This window comes from Microbacterium sp. NPDC076911, assembly GCF_040687125.1.
In the GTDB taxonomy this organism is placed as follows: Bacteria; Actinomycetota; Actinomycetes; order Actinomycetales; family Microbacteriaceae; genus Microbacterium.
The window spans coordinates 279,205-297,229 of the sequence record NZ_JBFBMP010000004.1 but is presented as its reverse complement, the minus strand read 5'-3'; the positions used below and the strand labels follow the sequence as shown (position 1 = coordinate 297,229).

Sequence of the window (18,025 nt, the reverse complement as noted above, 5' to 3'; positions counted from 1 at the left end):
TGCGGGTGTGCCTGTTCTTTTGAGCCGTTCGACTGCGCTTCCGGCGGAGATCATTTCGGAGTTGGCTCGTCTGCGGCCGGAGAAGATCGTTGTGCTGGGCGGTGAGAATACGATCTCTGACTCGGTCTTGACCGGCATCGCTGCATTCCTCAACGACTAAATCGACTTGGAATTGCGTCGGCCCGCGCCAAACGATGCTGTCGGTTACGCGGGCAGTGAGATGTCTGCCACGGTCGCGTCGTAGGACGCTATGAGCGCGTCCGCCTGTACGAACAGACTGTAGCCGTGCACGCCAGCTCCCATCGCGATCTTTTTGCCTACAATGCGCCGATCAGCGTAGATGGGCCAGGCCGTGGCGCTTCCAATGGGCACGATTGTTCCGCGTTCGTAGCCGGTGGCAGCAAGCGCCAGACTCGCGTGTGGCATTTGTAGCTTGTTGACACCCACCACAGTGCGCAACTTCGGCCAAGAGATCGATCGATCCCCGGGCACGAGCGCAAACAAGTACGTGTCGTTGCTGCGCTTGACCACTAGCGTCTTGACAATGCGAGACGGGTGCATACCGAGCAACTCAGCGGCCTCCAAAAGACTATTCGCCGCCGGGCGCTCACGAATCTCAATCTCGAGATTGTGAGCGGCCGCGGCAGCGAATACGCGCTCAAGCGCAGAGGTGCGCTCAAACGGCGACATGTTTTCAGGCGTCGGGTGCGCGCAGCGGGTCGTCTGCAACCCAAAGCTCGTCGTCGGCACGCAGCGTCTGCCAGGCTGCGTAGAGCACGCCCAGCGCGGCGGCGACACCGAGGATGACGGCGATCGTGCCGCCCACACCCATGCGCTTCTTCTCGGGCTCCAAAAGAGCCAGCTTTGCGGCCAGCTTCTTGGTGGCGTCCTTCGAGTACTTGTCGGCCTTCTTGGCGTATGCCGCCGAGTCGACCTTTCCGAGACCCTTACCGTCGGCGAGTCGCAACCGAGTGTCGTTGGCAGCATCCCATACCGAAAGGGCGGAGCCCACAACGGCGCCGGCCGCGGGAACAACGCGATCGGACAAGAGTTGCTTTGAATAGTCGACGCTCTTCGCGTAGCCGGCCTGCACCTGCGGTGCAACCTGCTCGCGACGATAGTGATTGAGCTGACGACTTGCTTCGCGTGCAATGTCAGCGGCTTCACCCACCAACGTCTGCTGCGACTCCCACAGGTTGTTCGCCTGTGACTGAAGCTTCTTGAGTTCCTTCGTGCGCTTACGGCTGAGGCTCACAATGCCCTCCCTGTCTTGGGGATGTCTGTCTCCCTATCTTGCCAGATCGTCAGCCTATCGGCAGAGCGTGACGCGAACTCTGAGAGAATGGCACAATGACGATTCACACTGCTGTCGCAACGTTCCACACCAATCACGGCGACATTGTTGTCAACCTCTTCGGTGACCATGCACCTCGCACCGTCCAGAACTTCATCGGTCTCGCCGATGGAACAGGTTCTTGGACTGATCCCGCCACTGGAAAGCCAGGTGAAGGAGCGCTCTACAACGGCGTCGTCTTCCACCGCATCATTCCGGGTTTCATGATCCAGGGCGGCGACCCTCTCGGTCAGGGAGTGGGTGGCCCTGGATACAACTTCAATGACGAGATTCACGGTGAGCTGACCTTCACGGATCCGTACAAGCTTGCGATGGCAAACGCTGGTCTTCGCCGCAACGCCATCACTGGTCAGGCGGAAGGAACCAACGGTTCGCAGTTCTTCATCACCGTTCCCGGCCAGGGTGGTCGGGGCCCCGAGTGGCTGCAGGGGAAGCACTCGATTTTCGGTGAAGTAGCCGACGATGCCTCAAAGGCTGTAGTCGACGCGATCAGCGAGGTACGCACGGGTGCTGGCGACCGTCCGGTGGAGCCGGTGGTCATCGAGTCGATCGACATCGTCGCTGCTTAACACCGGCGCACAAGCGAAAACGTGAGCACGAACGAGTTCCAGCGCAACCGCGACAATTTCTGCTACCGGCACCCTGATCGCCAGAGCTTTGTGCTCTGCCAACGATGCCTGAGAACCGTCTGCGCGGAATGCCAGACGCCTGCTGCGGTTGGTGTGGTGTGCCCGGAGTGCTTGCGCGATCAGCAGAAGGCCCAGACACCGGCGCAGCGCACCGCGCAGCGCCGGTGGTCTCGATCTCGCTCGGTCGTCGCTGACTCACGTCCGCTTGCGACATACGCGATCGTCGGCATTACGGCGCTGTCGTTTCTGTTGCAGCTGATCCCTGGATTCGGCTCCAACATCTACGAGCCCGCGATGCTGTTCTGGGCGCCGTATCTCTATCCGGGAATCTCAGGAACGTTTGAACCTTGGCGACTGTTCACCGTCGCCCTGGTGCATTCAGGACTGTGGCACCTCGGCTTGAACATGCTGGCGTTGTTCATGATTGGACGAACCCTTGAGCCGATATTGGGACGCGCACGTTTTGTCACGCTCTACCTCCTGAGCACGCTCGGCGGTTCGGTTGCGGTCGCATTGCTGTCATTCGGAACGCCCGTCGTGGGAGCCTCTGGCGCGATCTTTGGCCTCTTTGGTGCTTTGCTCATCATCGGGCGTCATCTTGGCGCGAATGTGATGAGCATCGCCATCATCCTCGGAATCAACCTTGTCATCGGGTTTCTGCCCGGCTACAACGTCTCGTGGCAGGCGCATGTCGGCGGCCTGCTCACCGGCCTACTCGTCGCATTCATCTTCACCCGCACCCGAATGGCCAGCCAGCGCAGAACCCAGATCTGGTTGCTCGCCGCGGTCGGCGCGGGGCTGGTCGGTCTGCTCTTCGTGCCGCTGTTCCTCTACGGCTAGATAGTTATCCACAGATTCATCCACAGCTGGGGATGAATCACACGAGTGTAATTCGCCGATCTCGGGCAGCTTTGAACACGCAAAAGAGCTGCTCCGCCTAGGCGGGCAGCTCAGTGCTCAAGAGTGGTGTGCGCTAGCGCCAGCGCGTCGTCATCAAGAAGCCGATAAAAGCGATCCCGAAGCCGATCACGAGATTCCACGCGCCAATATCGGGAATCGGACCAACCGAGCCGCTCAAGTAGAAGACAAGCACCCAGACGAGGCCCAAGAGCATCAGGCCAAGCATGATGGGCTTGAACCACACTGGGTTGGGTGCCGCTTCGCCTTCTGCGCGCTCGATCAACGAGTCGTCGTCTTTGCCGGATCTTGCCATTGGCACAGTCTAACTGCCAGGGAGAGCACAGTGTTGCCCCCCTAGAATCTCCATGTGAGTGAAGCGGTCTCGTTGGACACGGACGCCAGTGCGAATGCCCTGCGCGATAGATCTCGTCGTACGCCCAAAGAACGCCCACGGGCCACCTTTTTGGGCATTGTGGGTGAGCTGCTGATCACCCTTGGCGCAGTGACATTGCTGTTCGTAGCGTGGCAATTGTGGATCGGCGACATCATCTATGGCGCCGAGCGCAATGCTGCGGGGCAGGAGCTGTCAGAACAATGGGCACAGGAGTACGAACCGCCCGTGACGACACCCACCCCTAGCGAGGACGGAGACGCAGGTCCCGCGACGGCAGATCCGGTCATTCTTGCTGAGCCTGCCGACGGTGAGATCTTCGCAAACATGTACGTTCCGCGGTTCGGTGATGACTACGTCGTGCCGATCGCTGGAGGAGTGACGCGAGAGACAACGCTCGATCCAATCGGCATCGGTCACTACCCCGGTACGTCGATGCCCGGTGAAGAAGGAAACTTCGCAGTCGCCGCACACCGAACCACCTACGGCGCACCCTTCAATGCGATCGCAGATCTGCACGTCGGCGACGCCATCGTGGTTGAGGTGCAAGAAGGCTGGTACACCTATCGCTTTCGCACCCTTGAGTACGTGACGCCCAGCGAAGTGGAAGTGTTGCTGCCCGTGCCGCAAGCACCCGATGTTCCTGCCGGCGGCAACTACATCACGATGACGAGCTGCAGCCCGATGTATTCGCTGGCAGAGAGGATCGTCGGCTACGGCCTCTTCGAGTCGTTTACGCCACGCTCTGAGGGGCCACCCACTTCACTGACGGAAGGCGTCTGATGTACGCAGCGCTATGGCGTGTTCTGCCCGGCCCTTGGTGGTTGCGGGTCTTCTTCTTGCTCATCCTGGCGGCCTCGGTCGTGTACGGGCTCTTCTTCTACGTCTTTCCGTGGGTGAGTCCGTTCATCGTTCCGCAAGAAGTCACTGTTGGCTGACGCTTCGGCCCCCCTCGCGTCAGTTCTCGTGGTCGACAACCACGACAGTTTTGTTCACACTCTTGTGGGCTATATTCACGAACTCGGCGTCGACACCGCCCTCGTGGAAGCAGATTCTGTCGACGATCCCGCAAACCTGATCGCACAGTACCGAGGCATCATTATCTCCCCGGGACCCGGGGCTCCCATCGACGCGGGAGCGTCGATCGCCGTCGTGCACGCAGCAGCAACTGCCAGCATCCCGCTTCTTGGTGTCTGTTTGGGCCACCAGGCGATCGCAGAAGCCTTCGGCGCAACCGTCGAGCGCGCGCCCGAACTCATGCACGGCATGACGTCGATCGTGCACCACGATGGCGACCCGCTCTACGCTGGACTGCCCGACCCTTTTCTTGCGACGCGATACCACTCGTTGGCCATCGTGCCCCGATCGCTGCCGCACGAACTCGTCGTGACCAGTCGAACCGAGGATGGGGTCATCATGGGCATCGCGCACATGACCGCACCCCTGCAGGGCGTGCAATTTCACCCTGAGAGTGTGCTCACTCAAGGCGGGTATCAGTTGTTGGGTAACTGGCTCGCGTCGATCGGCTTCGTGAATGCTGCGGCGCGCGGAGCGACATTGCGACCCCACCGCTGAGGCTCGCTACGTGCCGGTGCAGTACACCAGTGTGATCTCGGAATGAATAGGCACATCTCCCGGAGCCAAGGACTGCGAGGCGACGATCGGGTCCGCGTTGGATGACGGGCACGAGTTGTCTTCTTGCGTGAGAACTGCGAGCTCGAGTGCTTCAAGATCGCGAGTGGCTGCGTCAACCGTGTAGCCCGTCACGTCGGTGATGGTGACTCGACCCGAGGCGACTTCGAGGTTCACCGTTGAGCCGATCGGGACGACGGCGCCCTCAGGTTGGTCGGCTGAAATCACGGTGCCACCGGGCAACGAAGGATCATTGCGTTGAGTGACAATTCCCAATACCAGTCCCACACCCTCGAGCGCAGATGTTGCGGCGTCTTGACCAAGACCGTCGAGCGTAGGGACGGTGACCGTCTCTTTGCCCTCGGACACATAGACACGTACTTCCGAATCGGGCACGAGCGTTTCGCCTGCGTCGGGGTCAGTACGGATCACGTTGCCCTCAGCCACTTGGGCATTCTCTTCGTTGATACGCACAGCGAGCAGCTCAGCGTCGGCCAACGTTTCGTCTGCCCGTTCGTACGTCATGCCCGTGACATCGGGCACGGTGCTTGCCAAGGTTGGCGGCGCTTCATCTGGGCGAATTGAGAACACCCAGAAGGCGATGGAAATGAGCAGCACCGCAAGAATTCCGACGCCGGTCCAGATCCATGCCACCGGCGGACCCGCCTGGGTGCGGGTCATCGTGGTGTCAGTGCTCAGCTGTCGAAGAGAGCGCGCAGTCTCAGCTGCCTGACGCGGGTTGGGGCCGTAGAGCTCGCTGGTGAGAGTGCTGACCTGGCGCTTCGATGGCGAACGCCCATCGACCGTGGCATCCACGGCGTCGCGGAACGATGCGGCGTCTTGGTAGCGCTGATAAGGATCCTTTGCCAGTGCTCGCAGAGCGACAGCGTCGAGCGATCGCGGCACTGTGTCGTTCACTTCAGAGGGGGCGATCGGCGCTTCGCTCACATGCTGGTAAGCAACCGCCACCGGCGTCTCGCCGCGGAAGGGCGGGCGGCCGACGAGCAGCTCATACAGCACCACGCCTGTGGAGTAGACGTCGGCGCGTGCATCCACCGGTTCGCCCTTGGCCTGTTCGGGAGAAAAGTACGAGGCTGTGCCGATGATCGCTGTCGTTTCGGCAACCGTGGACGACCCGTCTGAGACGGCTCGAGCGATCCCGAAGTCCATCACTTTCACGCCGCCGGCCTCAGTGACCATGACATTGCCGGGCTTGATGTCGCGGTGGATCACACCGGCGCGGTGGGAGTATTCGAGAGCTTCGAGGATGCCATCGATGTAACGCACTGTGTCAGCGACGGGGACCGGTCCGGCCGCGATGATGTCCTTGAGCAACCTGCCCTTGACGAGTTCCATCACAATGTACGGAACCGGGCGGGTTACGCCGTCATCACCGACGGCAGCATCTTCACCCGCGTCATAGACACGCACGATGGTGGGGTGCGCCATGCGCGACGCAGCTTGCGCTTCCAGCCGAAAACGTGTGCGAAACGCATTGTCGCTCGCGAGGTCGCGGTCAAGTATTTTGATTGCGACCTCGCGGCCCAGGGTCAGGTCTTCGCCGCGGAACACCGTCGCCATGCCGCCGCGACCGATGACTTCATCGATGCGGTAGCGGCCCGACAGCACACGTGGTTCGGTGGTCACGGTGTAGGCGTGGGCGTTGGGTCTGGTGCTGGCGCGGTGATCGTAGCTTGAGCCTGGGTGGAAGCCTCAGAATTACGGCTCGTTCCGTTGCCGGTGCACGACACTGTGTAAGTGACGAAGAGTGATTGCCCGGCTTGATTGGCAACCACGAGATCAACTGGGCGATCGGTCGGAGAGAACGATGCTTCTGACCCACCGGTGGTCGAGAACGTGCCGTTCACGGCCTTGAGGTTGTAGGCGCTCACCGTGCCAGTGCCAGACGGGCAGGTGAACGCGCTCCAATTGACCTGCACGGTGGCGCCGGCCTCCACTGATCCAGCGGCTGAGCCGCCCACCTCGATGGTGGGCGCACCGGGCGCGCCGATAGCTGTCAGCGGGCCGTAATACGTCAGAACGAGTTCACGTTCCTTCGGAACATTGCCCTGGGGTTCGAAGGAGTAGACGGTGTCGACTTGATCTTCGGATGTCGCGGCATTGCCTTCGGTGCACGTCACGGTCTCGATACCAGCATCGAGTGCGGTGGTGCGGGCATCGTCGCAACTCATGCCGTTGAGCCCGAGAGCATTGACGTCGACCGTTTCGGAGGTGGGGGTCGGTGTCGCGGTCGGGGTTTGGCTCTGAGTGGGGGTCGGTGTCGCCGTCGTCGTGCTCGCTGACGGCGTTGGCTCAGCGTCGCCGCCACCAGCGACAAGTGCCCATACCGTGCCACCAAGCACCAGCAAGAGCAATACGATCAGCGCGATGAGCGGCCAGGTCCATGGGCTGCGCTTCTTCTTCTCTGCTTCGGCGTCAGCATCGACAGGAAGATCTGTTGCGGATAGCAGCTGTGTGGTAGCGGAGGTCTGGCCCGAGGCAGTCAAGAGCTTCGTCGAGTCGTCGAGGCCCCCCGCGATTGCGGGAATCGCGACGATGGCCGCTGCGACATCGCCACGTCTGAGTGCGGCCGCACCGTTGGCCACTGCGGCCGACGACGCAGGACGATCTTCGGGCTTCTTGGCGATCATCGCCATCACGAGGTTCTGCACGGGTTCCGCGACCGTGGCCGGAAGCGGTGGTGGCTGCTCGTTGATCTGCGCCATGGCTATGGCGACTTGCGATTCTCCCGTGAACGGGCGTCTGCCCGCAAGGATCTCGTACGCGACGATTCCCAGCGAATAGGTGTCGGTAGCTGGGGACGCGGGGTGTCCAGACGCCTGTTCAGGCGACAGGTACTGCACCGTTCCCATGACCTGTCCGGTAGCCGTCAACGGCACCTGGTCGGCAATTCGCGCAATGCCGAAGTCAGTGATCTTCACTCGGCCGTCTGGCGTGATCAGAAGGTTTCCGGGCTTGATATCACGGTGCACGAGACCTGCGGCGTGGGCAGCCTGCAGGGCCGCCGCCGTCTGCGCCACAATGTCGAGCGTCTTGTCAGTCGACAATGCGCCCTCACGCTCAAGAATGGTCGACAGCGCTTCGCCAGGAACGAGTTCCATGACCAAGAATGCGCTACCCGCTTCTTCGCCGTAGTCAAAGACACTGGCGATGCCTTCGTGGTTGACGAGCGCCGCGTGACGAGCCTCGGCGCGGAAGCGCTCAAGGAAGCCTGGGTCGCCCATGTACTCGTCTTTGAGGATCTTGATGGCGACAGTGCGCCCGATCACATGATCGGTTGCTTCCCAGACCTCGCCCATACCGCCAATCGCGATTCGGGAATCAAGCTCATAGCGGCCACCGAAGGTCACACCTTGCGTTGGTCTCATTTGCTTAGCACCGCCTCCATGACCTTCTTCGCGATGGGCGATGCGATGGAGTTACCGCTGCCCGTTTGTCCCTGCCCGCCACCATCTTCGATGACAACGGCCACGGCTACCTGCGGGTCGTCAGCCGGAGCAAATCCGGTGAACCACAGAGTGTACGGATCATCCGCACCATTCTCTGACGTTCCCGTCTTACCGCCCACCTCGACCCCGTCTATTCTTGCACCCGACGCAGCGCCATCATTGACATTCGCGACCATCATCGCGACCATTTCTTCTGCAACATCAGCTTCCAATGCTTGAGCGAACTCGGTGCTTTCGAATGTCTCTTGCGAGGTGAGATCGGGCCCGATGACGCGTGAGAGCATCCTGGGCGTCATCACGACACCTTCGTTCGCGATTCCTGCTGAGACCATGGCCATTTGAATCGGAGTCGCCGTCACCTGACCTTGACCGAATCCGGTGAGCGCTGTTTGAGCGTCGTCGAGTGCTCGCGGATACACCGACGGGGTAGAAACCAGCGGAATCTCGACCGAGGAGTTGAAGCCGTACTTCTCAGCCTCTTCGCGAATGACGTCATCGCCGAGTTCGACGGCGAGCTCAGCAAAGGGAATGTTGCAACTGAGGCGAAGGGCGTCTGCGATGGTCACTTCGTCGCCATCGCCGCAGGTGCCCCGACTTGCGTTGTAGACCACGCTGGTGGACTGCGGCAAGGTGTAGGTCGAAGGATTGGGCAATGTGGATTCGGGGGTGTAATCGCCCGATGACAGCGCAGCTGATGCGACCACGAGCTTGAAGGTGGACCCGGGAGGGTTGAGGTCGCCAGCGATTGCGCGGTTGTACAACGGATTGGACGGATCAGCGATGAGGGAGTCGTAGTACTCGTTCGTGGCATCTGCATCGTGCAGCGCCAGCAGGTTGGTGTCAAACGAGGGACTCGAGACCATTGCGATCACGGCGCCAGTCTCGGGGTTCAACGCGATCACGGCGCCTTCCAAGTCGCCCAGAGCTTCGTATGCAACCTGTTGCACAGTGGCATCCAGGGTGAGCACCACGTTGGAGCCGCGCGGCGGCTGACCGGTGAAGATGCGTTCGACTCGCGAAAAGAACTGAGATCCTGCCGTGCCGCTGAGTACCTGGTTCATCGACTGCTCGATGCCGGTGGCAGACCCCAGCACCGGGTTGATCCAGCCGGTGACACTCGCCCACATTTCTGCGTCTGGGTACACGCGCTGCCAGCTGTATACGTCGTCGGTGCTGACCGAAGAGGCGATCGCCGAGCCGCTCGCGATGATTGAACCTCGTTGCACCTCGTACGAGTCGTAGAGTGCGCGCTTGTTCTCGGGATTCTCGGCGAGAGAGTCGGCATCGATGACCTGAATCCAACTCGTCGAGGCGAAAAGGGCGATCACCATGGCAAGGAGTACCAAGCTCACCCGGCGCAGTTCTTTTGTCATCTAGCCGATCACCACCCGAGGTCGACTACGTACGGCATCTGAAATGCGCAGCAAGATGGCCACGATGATCCAGTTTGCAACCAGCGACGATCCGCCCGCCGCGAGGAAGGGCGTCGTCAGACCCGTCAACGGAATCACTCGTGTCACGCCGCCCACCATGATGAATACCTGCAAGCCGATCGTGAACGACAGCCCGGTCGCGAGGAGCTTGCCGAAGTCATCTTGTCCTGCGAGTCCGATGCGAATGCCTCGACTCGTGAAGATGATGTAGAGGCACAGGATCGCGAACGCGCCGATCAAACCAAGCTCCTCCCCGAGGCTGGGAAAGATGTAGTCGCTCTCGGCAACCGGTGTGAGGTACGGGCGCCCCTGGCCCAGACCTGTGCCGAGCAGTCCGCCGTTGGCCATGCCAAAGATCCCCTGCACCAGCTGATAGCTCCCGCCCGGTGCTTCGATCACGGCCGGATCGAACGCGTGAATCCAGTTCTCAAACCGACTGCGCACATAGGGCAGTAGCTGCGTTGCGACGAAGGCTGCTGCGGCGACGAGCACAAGGCCCATCAGCACCCAGCTGGTCTTGCCGGTCGCGACGTAAAGCATGGCAACGAACATGCCGAAGATGAGCACCCCGGTGCCGAGGTCGCGTTGCAGCACGATGATGCCGAGCGAAATCAACCAGACCACCATCAGAGGGCCGAGCTCGCGGGCCCGCGGCCACGTGAGTCCGAGGAACTTAGTTCCCACTGAGGTGAGGCTCTCGCGGGTCCGCACGAGATACCCGGCGAAGAAGATCGCTAACGCGATCTTCGCGAGCTCGCCTGGCTGAAATGAGAAGACACCGACCGATATCCACACATTTGCGTTGGCATTTGTGGTGAGGAAAGGGATGAACGGCAGTAGGAGCAACGCGATTCCCACGAAGCCGAAGATGTACGTATAGCGAAAGAGAACACGATAGTTGCGCAACGCAAAAGCCACGACGAGCGCGCAACCGAGCGCGATTCCCGCCCAAACGAGCTGACGGGTAGAGAACGAATCCCACCCGTGTCGGTCCCAATAGATGTCGAGGCGATAGATCTCAGCGATGCCGAGCCCCGTGAGCAATGTCGCAATTGGCACAACGAACGGATCCGCGTCGCGGGCGCGCAGGCGCAGCAGGATGTGCAGAGCCAACACGATCGCCGTGAGCGAGCCGCAGTAGATCAGGAAGGTCCAGTCGATGGCATCTGTGGCACCGAGTTGCACCAGAGCGACGGCGGCACCGTTGATCACGAAGACAAAGAGAAGCAGTCCTAGTTCGCGATTGCGTTGTGTCTGAGGTGCGCGGATGCTGCGAAGGGCGCGGATGACTGCCGTGTCAGTGGAGACGTCGCCAGCGGGTTTGGTGATGTTACTCATTCGCCGCCTCCCGCGATCTCGCTGATTGAAGTGACGATACGGCGTGCGTCTGTGAGAGAACTCGCTGAAATGGTCTGCTCAACAGTTGCCAATGCAAAGTCGGAGAGCGAATCCAACGGAATCTCCGTGTCTTCGTACGGGGTCGACAACGAAATCGGACCGATGTTTTGTTGCACCCCTTGGAAGATCACCACGGAATCTTCGTCTGCGCCCACGAAGTACCGAGTCTGGGTCCATTCGTAGCTGAACCAGAGGGCAGTGCCGATCATGCCGATCACGAGAATCACACCCACGATCCAGCCGATACGCCGCCGGCGATTACGGCGTTTGTCTTCCTCGATGAGTTCTTCGAGAAATTCGGGCGCGGGTTCGAAGTGAGTGGGTTCGTTGGCGGCCTGGCGATTCGGGTGGAACCAGCTGGTGCGACTTGGCCTGGCTGCGGGAACCTCGATGCCGGTCGGGTTCGAAGCGGATCCCACGATGGTGGGTGTGCCTGAGAACAGTGGATGCTGCCCGCCGACGTCGACGATTACGATCGTGACGTTGTCTGGAGCGCCGCCGTCGAGGGCCTGCTTGAGCAGATTATCGGCGGTGCGTCCGGGCGCGAGCCCCAGCGCGAGCGTCTTGCTCGTATGAGGATCGTCGACGACACCGGTGAGCCCGTCTGAACACAGCAACCATCGATCACCCGGCTGAGTCGGCATGATGAAGGTGTCGAGCTCGGGATTCGGATCCATGTCGCCAAGCACGCGCATGAGCACGGATCGGCGGGGGTGATAGCGCGCCTCTTCGGGAGTGATGCGTCCAGAGTCGACCAGCCGCTGCACGAAGGTGTGGTCCGTGGTGATCTGGGTGAGATTGCCGTCCCGAAACAAATAGATACGCGAGTCGCCGATGTGAGCGATGACTGCGTATTCGTCGACCATGAGCAGTGCGCTCACCGTCGTTCCCATGCCAGCCAGTTCGGGGCGCACGTGCACAGTGTCGATCAGATCGGTTGCTGATTCGGTAATTGCGTCTTGTAGCGCGCGTTCGGCGGCCGTCGTCGTCTCGAAGGGCTCGTCGAGCTGCTGAAGCCGCGACACGGCGAGGCTTGATGCCACATCGCCGCCTGCGTGACCGCCCATGCCGTCGGCAACCACGAACAGATTCGAGCCGGCATAGCCGGAGTCCTGGTTGTTCGAGCGCACCTTCCCGGTGTGCGAGATGGCGGTGCTAGAGCCTTGAAAGACCATATGGGTGGGCCCGCCCCGCTACTTTCTCAACTCGAAAGTAGTCGCGCCAACCTTGATCGGGGCCCCCACGATCACCGGCACGGGCGTCGTTACCCGAGTTCCGTTGTGCCACGACCCGTTCGTCGAATCGAGATCTTGCAGCATCCACTGTTCGCCCCACAGCACCAGACGGGCGTGATGGCTCGACGTGTAGTCATCGCGGATCACAAGGCCAGATTCGCTGGAGCGCCCAATGGTGAGAGGCTCACGACCTAGCGGCAACTCCAAACCCGCCTTGGGTCCGCTGGTGATGACGATGCGCTCTACGGATGTGGTCGTTGCCGGGCCAGCCTTTGAAGGCGGTGTAGCCGCTGGTGGTGCGACGGGAGCGGTTTTGTTGGAAGGAGCTGATTTTTGCGGATCCGGAGATGCGGCAGGTGCGGCGTCTGGCATCCGCCGCACCTTTACGCCGAACAAATCCGCGCGAAGCGAGTAGACGACCGCGAACACGAAAGCCCACAGCAACACCAGAAATCCGATGCGCAGCAGCAGCAGAGTGAGTTCACTCATGCGAGGGGACCACCATCTCGAAGGTTGTAGGCGCGAGTTGCGTCGTCGGCTGAGAGCTTTGGTTTCGGAGGGGAGGAGTGTGCCACCACGCGAAAGACGATCGCGGTACGACCGATTGTCACTGTGGAGTCAGGCGGCAACGCAGCATCTGTGATCTTACGGCCGTCGAGCATTGTGCCATTGGTCGAGTTGAGGTCGCGGACCATCGCGCGCTCCCCGTCCCAGAGAATTTCGACGTGCTTGCGGCTGGTTCCAGCGTCGGAGATCGTGATGTCTGCGTCGCTGCCTCGCCCGATCACGGTTCGGGCCTTGACCAGTGGATGCCGTTCGCCTTCAACATCGACCACGCCACGCCACGCCACTGCGCCACCTTGGGCAGTAGAAGAATCCACTCGCAGCGTGCCGGTTGCAACCTGCTCATCACCCGTCAGGGTGATACTGACGCCGCCTGCGAACGAATACCCCTGCGATGTCGCGTGCTTGTTCACCAGGGTGAGCAGTTCGTCGTTGAGGGCGTTGCCAAGTGACGCCATGTTCGCATCATCGGTGGGCGAGAGCCTCACGGTAAAAGCGTTCGGAGCCAGGATGCGGTCGCGAGAGACGACGGCAGCCTTCTTATCGAGCTCGCTGCGCAGTGCAGAGGCGATTTCGACGGGCTGAATGCCGCTGCGGAAGGTCTTCGCGAACGCGCTGTTTACGGCGCGCTCAAGACCTTTCTCGAAACTGTCAAGTAGTCCCACGGAGCTCCTCGGACGGGGGGTGCGGTTGTAACATGCTAGTTGCAGAGTCTGAGTCGGCGAAGAAGCCTCTTATGTGGCCGGGCGCATACCCCACCGGTTCGAGGCTAGTGCAGGAGGCGTGATATCCTCGGCAAGTTGAGTTCAAGGGTCTCTTAGGCCCCGTCAATATGCGCGGGTGGCGGAATAGGTAGACGCGCTGGCTTCAGGTGCCAGTGCCCGCAAGGGCGTGGGGGTTCAAGTCCCCCCTCGCGCACAGATCGTCCTGAGTTGCGACATCGTTTGAGAACGAGTCACCGCTCAGGACTTTTTTGTGCTCGTCGTGGGGTGGGCTGGCTGTGGATTTCGCGCCATGCCGCGATCCTTTGGCTTGTCGAGTTGCGGTCGATTTGGCCCCTGGTCACTGGTTTGGATGCCAATACCTCGGTACGATGTGGGTGTCACGCCTGGCGTGACCTATCCGGGGGGATCCGTCGACGTCCGGGCTTCGAGCTCGCTCAGCCCGGACGTCCGATGGTTAAGGCGTTTGATCGCACGCTAGTAGTACGGCTGTGCAACATTTGGGTCACAACGAGTAATTTCCTCGCGATCGCGGCGTCAGTTATATAGCGTGGAAGTGATTGGCGCACGGGGCGCTGACACACCAAAGAACGGCAAGTAATGAGCACGCAGGGTACCGTCAAGTGGTTCAACTCGGAGAAGGGCTTCGGCTTCATCGCTCCGGATGAAGGCGGCGCAGACGTCTTCGCCCACTACACAGCGATCACCGCGAGTGGATACCGCTCGCTCGAAGAGAACCAGCGCGTCGAGTTTGAAATCGCGCAGGGCCCGAAGGGCCTTCAGGCGGAAGACATCCGCCCCCTCTGATTCTCGCTGCGCGGACAATGTCCACGCACTCAACAAAGCCGCAGTGCCAACCCTTCGGGAAGACCTGCGGCTTTGTTGTTTCCCGCTGTCGCCAGCGGCTAGCTAGCTAGCTCTTGTCGCCTCGCACGAGATCGAGGCCGGCGCCAGCGAACTGCCGCAGCGTGGCGTCAGGCAAGAACGCACGGGTGAGGGCGCCGCCGACACGGGTGAGGTCGGCTTCGTCGCGGAAGAGCAGATACATCGTTTCGTAGCGGGGGTGGAACTTCTGCTTGAAGCGGTGCAACGATGCGAAGCCATAGACCGGTTCGAGAGCGTCGGCGAGCTTTTGGCTCAGCGCGGCAATCATCCCTGCATCTGCCGGGTAGTCATGGGCGAGCGGTGCTCCCGACAGCGACATGATCTGGGCCCCCTCTTCAGAGAAGAGCTTCGCGGAAGAGCCGATGAGAAACTCCATCACCGGGGCAAAACCACCTTCGCGCCGCCGCATCAGATCGAGTGTCCAGCCGTGCGCCTCACCATCGGGCCCGTACACCGGCAACCAAGAGAGGAATCCGTCAACATCTCCCTCGGGTGTCAGCGCGAGGGCTAGGCGCACCTCGGGGTCGGCTGCCTCGTCGAGTGTGCCGAGGGTGAAACCCATCTCAGGAAGGCCCTTGTCACCGACCCACATCTCAGATATCGCGCGTAATTGTTGACGAACGCCCCACGTCTCTTCGCTCAGGGTTGTCATTCGAAATGTCATATCCTCGCGCCCCGCGCGGTTGAGCGACGTGCGCACTGAACTCCACCGCTTTCCGGTGAAGGCGAGTCCTTCGAGATCGACGATGGTGTCATCGGCAACGACGATGTTGCGCCAGGTTGAGGGCACGGCGTTCTTGGTTTCCTCGTCTGAACTGAAGAAACACGGCACGAGGCCGGCCTGCTCGGCCATGCTGATGAAATCAGTCACTGCCTTGTTTCGAGACTCGGCCGGCCCGATCGGATCAGCGAGAACCAGGGCGACACCGTTGCGCCTTTGGTAGGTCAGGATGCTGTCGCCCACTCGCGCATATTCGTTGCCGTCCCACGTGCTCATCCACGAGAGCGTGCCGCCACCGTGCGCGTGAAGCGCCGCTTTCACCTCCGACAGCGCGGGCGCCGGTTGATCACCCAGCGGAGACTTGCGTCGTGAGCGGAATGCTCCGCCGACTCGTACGAGGTAGATGGCAAACGCCGTCCACAGCACCGAACTTGCCACAGCAAGTTCGGTTTCGCTGTCGAGAATTCCTTCGACGACCGACTCCGACACCAGCACGACGAAGATCACCACGACGATGCCCGAGAGCAGGTTGATGATCGCAAGGATGAGACTGACAACCCAAGCCCAGCGGCGTCCTCGCAGTAGTCCGCGAGCAATGAGGATGAGTACAACAAGGTCGATCGCAACATCGAAGAACCCACCGTCGGTGGGTTCTGTGGGTCCGAACATGCCATCGGTGGGCACCAACAGCGTGATGATCTCGAGTGCCACGAGAAAGGTGATTCCGACCACAGCGAGCAGACGCTGTTCGCGCACAGTGGTGCGACGAACTTGGAGCGACCGGTCGACCGAGAGCACGAGCACAACGGCAAGCAGATGCTCGATATCGGCAAGTTCTCCCCAGTACAGAACCGCAATTCCCACGAACACCAGCAGCACAAGCCACGCGCGCACTCGCCAGGGCTGTCTCAGCAACCCGATTGCGGCCGCCAAGCAGGCCATCGTTCCGCCGGAGGCCCCGACATCCAGGGCCGCCGCTTCGGTGATCGCCCAGTTCCATGGCAGTCGCGCGAGCACCAGGAAGAGCAGAGACGAGGCTAGTACCGCAAACAGCTGTCCGATGGTGAAGTATGCCAGCGCTACACGCCAGCCACGACGCCATTCGAGGTAAGCCATTCCCGCAAAGCTGAGGATCGTCGGAATGTACACCCAGGGCAGCACTACAAAGAAGGTTCCGGTGACCGGGGTCCACCAGCGGCCAGCCTCGAGGGCAGGGAGGCCATAGGCAACGATCTCGAACGTCGGGCTTTGCTCGAATGGCGAGAAAAGACCGCCCCAGACGACGCCGGCCACGAGGATTACGCCGATAAGCGAGATCGTTGCCGGAATGTGCGCGACGAACGCGACAAAGCCGGGCCGCTGACGCGGCGCCACCTCGTCGGGTACTGCCGTGGTACCTGTCATGGCATCTTCTTTCTTTGCTGATCGGAGTCGTATTCAGCTAGGGCGCTCGCGTCTTCGGCGTGCAACCGCGCTCGCCGTGCGGCATCGAGAGCGGCGACCGGATCGCTCACCTGACGCGCGTCAGCCAGCGCTGCTTGAGCCACAATCAAGCGAGACCGTGCGTCTGCGCTCGTAGACGAATGACCGAGGGATGTTTCAGCGTGCGCGATAGCAATGCGCGCGGCAGCCAGAGTGCCCGGCAGAGCGGTGCGCGCACCTCGAATGCGCTGCTGAGCAGTGTTGGCATCACCCACTGCCAAATCGAGGCGATCGCGTACTCGCGCGATCTGGTTCACCGCTTGGGTGGGGCGACGGGCAGCATCCACCTCGATCTTGTTCAGCTCGGCGTCGCACGCCCGAATCTCGCTGCCCAAGCGTTCGCCTGCTTCGGCACCGAGATGCTCACGCACCACGATCGCTTGGCGCACGGCGGTGCGCGCCGCGGCGAGTTCATCACTGAGTGCAGCTGACGCCTGTGCCGCGAGGCGGTGCGACTCTTCGAGTGCTCGGGCATCGACTTGAGCGCTGCGAAGGCTGCGTTCTGCGGCGGCAAGTTCTGGCAACGCAGTGCGTGAAGGGTCCGCTGCTAATTCGATCGCCGCGGTGAGGTGCCGCTCGGCTTCGGCGACGGCGGCAAGGGCTCCGCGGGCAGCGCGGGCCGCTGGCTTCCACTCGTCGTCGTCGTAGCGCGCGGCCATCGAAGATACGAGCGCGTCTGGGTCGCCCATCGATTCACGAAGCTCGCACAGCCGCTGCTCGGCGGCTTCGGTCTGGTCAGATGCCGACACGTTCGCTGCCATCCACTCGGCATGCTCAGCGCGGGCGCTTTCGATTGCGGCAAGTGCGGTTTCGGCCTGGGTCTCGATGCGGTTGGCTACTCGTCTGATTTCAGCGGGGTGAACGTACTTTGCGCTGACTGTTTCGAACTGAGCAAAGGCATCATCGCGAACGCGTTGGGCGTTCAGTCTCGTCCGCCGCAGCGATGTCGGGGCGTGGCCGCCATAGAGCGCACCTGAGAGAGCGACTTCAAGCTCGAGATCGTCGACGGCATCGTCTAGGCGCACCAATGCGATGCCGGCGCGTGCGCGCACTTGCTCGGCTCCGGCGCGAGCACGAGGCGAGCGACGCGCCCGCTTTATTGCCCAAATGGCCACGGCAATCACAATCGCGGTGGCGACGAAGACGACGACCGCAGGAACAACCCACTCGAGAATTGCGGGGGTGGTCTCATCCATTTGGCGCCCCGCC

Annotated in this window: 18 protein-coding genes and 1 tRNA gene; 7 read left to right on the top strand and 12 right to left on the bottom strand. The window is 61.4% G+C overall.

The genetic code is table 11. The features are described from left to right. Positions 1-204 precede the first annotated feature (204 nt). Together AB0O81_RS08270 and AB0O81_RS08265 are read right to left on the bottom strand one after the other, a co-directional pair. On the bottom strand, positions 205-690 hold the full coding sequence (locus tag AB0O81_RS08270; RefSeq protein WP_363583125.1) for a YbaK/EbsC family protein: 486 nt from the start codon (positions 688-690) through the stop codon (positions 205-207). 4 nt (positions 691-694) lie between these two features. Continuing rightward, the gene (locus AB0O81_RS08265) at positions 695-1,255 is read right to left on the bottom strand and encodes a DNA helicase (protein ID WP_363583123.1); all 561 of its coding nucleotides are present in this window, start codon (positions 1,253-1,255) and stop codon (positions 695-697) included. Between the two features lie 95 nt (positions 1,256-1,350). Between AB0O81_RS08265 and AB0O81_RS08260 the strand changes: the two genes are divergently transcribed. Both AB0O81_RS08260 and AB0O81_RS08255 read left to right on the top strand, forming a co-directional pair. Next, positions 1,351-1,923 carry a peptidylprolyl isomerase gene (locus AB0O81_RS08260; protein WP_363583121.1) on the top strand — a complete coding sequence of 191 codons (573 nt, stop codon included), beginning with the start codon at positions 1,351-1,353 and terminating at the stop codon, positions 1,921-1,923. 21 nt (positions 1,924-1,944) lie between these two features. Then, complete coding sequence (locus AB0O81_RS08255) at positions 1,945-2,823, top strand: rhomboid family intramembrane serine protease (protein WP_363583119.1); 879 nt, start codon at positions 1,945-1,947, stop codon at positions 2,821-2,823. A 133-nt stretch (positions 2,824-2,956) separates the two neighbouring features. On the opposite strand, the gene AB0O81_RS08250 is transcribed toward AB0O81_RS08255, so the two are convergent. Next, positions 2,957-3,196 carry a cell division protein CrgA gene (locus tag AB0O81_RS08250; protein ID WP_363583117.1) on the bottom strand — a complete coding sequence of 80 codons (240 nt, stop codon included), beginning with the start codon at positions 3,194-3,196 and terminating at the stop codon, positions 2,957-2,959. 54 nt (positions 3,197-3,250) lie between these two features. Here AB0O81_RS08250 and AB0O81_RS08245 point away from each other — a divergent pair, with 54 nt between their 5' ends. From AB0O81_RS08245 to AB0O81_RS08235, 3 genes are read left to right on the top strand one after another with little or no spacing between them, the layout of a single operon-like run. Beyond that, entirely contained in the window at positions 3,251-4,057 is an 807-nt protein-coding gene (locus AB0O81_RS08245) for a class E sortase (protein WP_363583115.1), read from the top strand. Continuing rightward, positions 4,057-4,212 carry a hypothetical protein gene (locus AB0O81_RS08240; protein WP_363583113.1) on the top strand — a complete coding sequence of 52 codons (156 nt, stop codon included), beginning with the start codon at positions 4,057-4,059 and terminating at the stop codon, positions 4,210-4,212. Before AB0O81_RS08245 ends, AB0O81_RS08240 begins: the two co-directional genes overlap by 1 nt. Next, positions 4,205-4,849 carry a gamma-glutamyl-gamma-aminobutyrate hydrolase family protein gene (locus AB0O81_RS08235; protein ID WP_363583111.1) on the top strand — a complete coding sequence of 215 codons (645 nt, stop codon included), beginning with the start codon at positions 4,205-4,207 and terminating at the stop codon, positions 4,847-4,849. The genes AB0O81_RS08240 and AB0O81_RS08235 overlap by 8 nt, the downstream gene beginning before the upstream one ends. 6 nt (positions 4,850-4,855) lie before the next feature. Here AB0O81_RS08235 and pknB read toward each other — a convergent pair whose 3' ends face one another. Genes pknB through AB0O81_RS08200 form a run of 7 tightly spaced genes read right to left on the bottom strand, consistent with a single transcriptional unit; the run spans position 4,856 to position 13,671 of the window. Next, positions 4,856-6,553, bottom strand: coding sequence for a Stk1 family PASTA domain-containing Ser/Thr kinase (pknB, locus tag AB0O81_RS08230; RefSeq protein ID WP_363583109.1), 1,698 nt, complete (start codon positions 6,551-6,553; stop codon positions 4,856-4,858). Further along, positions 6,550-8,295, bottom strand: coding sequence for a serine/threonine-protein kinase (locus AB0O81_RS08225; RefSeq protein ID WP_363583107.1), 1,746 nt, complete (start codon positions 8,293-8,295; stop codon positions 6,550-6,552). Before AB0O81_RS08225 ends, pknB begins: the two co-directional genes overlap by 4 nt. Beyond that, positions 8,292-9,749 carry a penicillin-binding transpeptidase domain-containing protein gene (locus tag AB0O81_RS08220; RefSeq protein ID WP_363583105.1) on the bottom strand — a complete coding sequence of 486 codons (1,458 nt, stop codon included), beginning with the start codon at positions 9,747-9,749 and terminating at the stop codon, positions 8,292-8,294. The genes AB0O81_RS08225 and AB0O81_RS08220 overlap by 4 nt, the downstream gene beginning before the upstream one ends. Continuing rightward, entirely contained in the window at positions 9,750-11,147 is a 1,398-nt protein-coding gene (locus tag AB0O81_RS08215; RefSeq protein ID WP_363583103.1) for an FtsW/RodA/SpoVE family cell cycle protein, read from the bottom strand. Continuing rightward, complete coding sequence (locus AB0O81_RS08210; RefSeq protein WP_363583101.1) at positions 11,144-12,382, bottom strand: PP2C family serine/threonine-protein phosphatase; 1,239 nt, start codon at positions 12,380-12,382, stop codon at positions 11,144-11,146. Before AB0O81_RS08210 ends, AB0O81_RS08215 begins: the two co-directional genes overlap by 4 nt. An 18-nt stretch (positions 12,383-12,400) precedes the next feature. Continuing rightward, on the bottom strand, positions 12,401-12,931 hold the full coding sequence (locus AB0O81_RS08205; protein WP_363583099.1) for an FHA domain-containing protein: 531 nt from the start codon (positions 12,929-12,931) through the stop codon (positions 12,401-12,403). Further along, entirely contained in the window at positions 12,928-13,671 is a 744-nt protein-coding gene (locus tag AB0O81_RS08200; RefSeq protein ID WP_363583097.1) for a DUF3662 and FHA domain-containing protein, read from the bottom strand. Before AB0O81_RS08200 ends, AB0O81_RS08205 begins: the two co-directional genes overlap by 4 nt. Positions 13,672-13,840: 169 nt before the next feature. Here AB0O81_RS08200 and AB0O81_RS08195 point away from each other — a divergent pair. Both AB0O81_RS08195 and AB0O81_RS08190 read left to right on the top strand, forming a co-directional pair. Then, positions 13,841-13,924 (top strand) — tRNA-Leu (locus AB0O81_RS08195). A 404-nt stretch (positions 13,925-14,328) separates the two neighbouring features. Then, a complete protein-coding gene (locus tag AB0O81_RS08190; RefSeq protein ID WP_337336708.1) occupies positions 14,329-14,535 on the top strand; it encodes a cold-shock protein in 207 nt (68 codons plus the stop codon). Positions 14,536-14,641: 106 nt separating this feature from the next. On the opposite strand, the gene AB0O81_RS08185 is transcribed toward AB0O81_RS08190, so the two are convergent. Both AB0O81_RS08185 and AB0O81_RS08180 read right to left on the bottom strand, forming a co-directional pair. Further along, complete coding sequence (locus AB0O81_RS08185; RefSeq protein ID WP_363583095.1) at positions 14,642-16,738, bottom strand: DUF2156 domain-containing protein; 2,097 nt, start codon at positions 16,736-16,738, stop codon at positions 14,642-14,644. Continuing rightward, the gene (locus AB0O81_RS08180; RefSeq protein ID WP_363583093.1) at positions 16,735-18,012 is read right to left on the bottom strand and encodes a hypothetical protein; all 1,278 of its coding nucleotides are present in this window, start codon (positions 18,010-18,012) and stop codon (positions 16,735-16,737) included. The genes AB0O81_RS08185 and AB0O81_RS08180 overlap by 4 nt, the downstream gene beginning before the upstream one ends. Positions 18,013-18,025 lie beyond the last annotated feature (13 nt).

Coding starts and splice junctions, on each gene's coding strand:
- AB0O81_RS08215 (WP_363583103.1), bottom strand. CDS start 11,147: ATGAGTAACATCACCAAACCCGCTGGCGACGTCTCCACTGACACGGCA.
- AB0O81_RS08210 (WP_363583101.1), bottom strand. CDS start 12,382: ATGGTCTTTCAAGGCTCTAGCACCGCCATCTCGCACACCGGGAAGGTG.
- AB0O81_RS08225 (WP_363583107.1), bottom strand. CDS start 8,295: ATGAGACCAACGCAAGGTGTGACCTTCGGTGGCCGCTATGAGCTTGAT.
- AB0O81_RS08270 (WP_363583125.1), bottom strand. CDS start 690: ATGTCGCCGTTTGAGCGCACCTCTGCGCTTGAGCGCGTATTCGCTGCC.
- AB0O81_RS08260 (WP_363583121.1), top strand. CDS start 1,351: ATGACGATTCACACTGCTGTCGCAACGTTCCACACCAATCACGGCGAC.
- AB0O81_RS08240 (WP_363583113.1), top strand. CDS start 4,057: ATGTACGCAGCGCTATGGCGTGTTCTGCCCGGCCCTTGGTGGTTGCGG.
- AB0O81_RS08220 (WP_363583105.1), bottom strand. CDS start 9,749: ATGACAAAAGAACTGCGCCGGGTGAGCTTGGTACTCCTTGCCATGGTG.
- AB0O81_RS08185 (WP_363583095.1), bottom strand. CDS start 16,738: ATGACAGGTACCACGGCAGTACCCGACGAGGTGGCGCCGCGTCAGCGG.
- AB0O81_RS08250 (WP_363583117.1), bottom strand. CDS start 3,196: ATGGCAAGATCCGGCAAAGACGACGACTCGTTGATCGAGCGCGCAGAA.
- AB0O81_RS08180 (WP_363583093.1), bottom strand. CDS start 18,012: ATGGATGAGACCACCCCCGCAATTCTCGAGTGGGTTGTTCCTGCGGTC.
- AB0O81_RS08190 (WP_337336708.1), top strand. CDS start 14,329: ATGAGCACGCAGGGTACCGTCAAGTGGTTCAACTCGGAGAAGGGCTTC.
- AB0O81_RS08205 (WP_363583099.1), bottom strand. CDS start 12,931: ATGAGTGAACTCACTCTGCTGCTGCTGCGCATCGGATTTCTGGTGTTG.